Raw genomic sequence first — 1,252 nt, forward strand, 5'->3', positions numbered from 1 at the left:
TGAATCTACCCCGATTCCGTTTACACCCCTACGCCGCATTCAGGGCGGCGCCCTCCCGATGCCTCGCCTCGAACTCCGCCGGGCTGAGGTTCCCCAGCGCCGAGTGGATCCTGACCCTGTTGTAGAAAGCCTCGATGTACTCGAAGATCTCGAGCGATGCCTGCTCGCGCGTCTCGAAGGTTCTCGCATGCACGCACTCGGCCTTGATGAGGCCCATGAGCGACTCCATGGCCGCGTTGTCCCAAGGGGACGAGATGGAGCCCATCGAGGGCTCGATGCCGGCATCCCGCATGGTCCTGCCCAGCAGCAGCGAGGCGTACTGGCTGCCGTGGTCGCTGTGGTGCACGCAGCCCTTCCCCGGGCGCCTTCTCGCGATCGCCATCTTTAGCGCATCGTCGGCGAGCTCGGCGCCCATGCGGTCCGACATCGACCAGCCAACGATCATCCTCGACCATATGTCCATGACGACCGCCAGGTAGAGCCAGCCCTGATGGGTCCTCACGTACGTGATGTCGGCGAACCAGGCCCTGTCCGGCCCGTCCGCGCTGAAATCGCGGCGAACCAGGTCCGGCGCGGCGTTGGCCTGCGGCGCGGCGGCCTTCCTCTCCCCCTTGGGGCGCCTCGCGCATCCGCGCGTCGTCCCGGCCCAGCCGTTCTCGCGCATCAGGCGCGCCACGCGCTTGCGCGAGGTGCGCACACCGGCGCGCCTCAGCTCGGCGAAGACCTTCGGAGCGCCGTAGACGCCGCGGCTGGCGGCGTATATCTCGGAGATCTTCGCCGACAGCTCGGCGTCGCGCCTGTCGCGCGCGCTGGGCGGCCTTCTTCTCCACGCGTAGTATCCCTGCCTGGTGACCTTGAGCGCGGAGCACATCTCCGCGACCGGCCATGCGCCCTCGTTGAGCATGATGAAAGCGAACTTGGCCCTCTCCGCCTGCGCGCCTACAGCTGCCTGCTGGCGAAGAAGGCGCTCGCTTTTAAAAGTATCTCGTTCTCGCGCCCCAGCCGCTCAACCTCGCGGCGGAGCCTGCGGTTCTCCTCGGCGACCTTAAAGGGGTTGTCCTCGGGCGACGCCTGCGCGGCGTCGGCCCTCTTGACCCAGTCGGATATGCTGCCGGCGTCGACCCCGAGCTCCCGCGCGATCTCGGCGTAGGTGCCGCCTCGCTCCCTGTACAGCCTCACCGCCTGCTGCTTGAACTCGGCCGAATATTTGGGCGACGGATGTCCCATCCTATGCCCCCTTTCCCCGTTTACG

At 67.2% G+C, this 1,252-nt stretch carries 1 protein-coding gene and 1 pseudogene; both read right to left on the reverse strand.

Annotation, left to right across the window (positions count from 1 at the left end; translation table 11 throughout):
• Window positions 1-28: 28 nt before the first annotated feature.
• Window positions 29-922, reverse strand: a pseudogene (locus tag H6A21_RS10730) (IS3 family transposase); the annotation flags it as partial.
• A gap of 17 nt (window positions 923-939) precedes the next feature.
• Window positions 940-1,252, reverse strand: a 313-nt coding sequence (locus H6A21_RS10735) for a transposase (RefSeq protein ID WP_204562774.1), incomplete at its 5' end; no start/stop codon positions are given.

Origin of the sequence: Collinsella tanakaei (assembly GCF_016902615.1) — a bacterium.
Classification (GTDB): Bacteria; Actinomycetota; Coriobacteriia; order Coriobacteriales; family Coriobacteriaceae; genus Collinsella; species Collinsella tanakaei_A.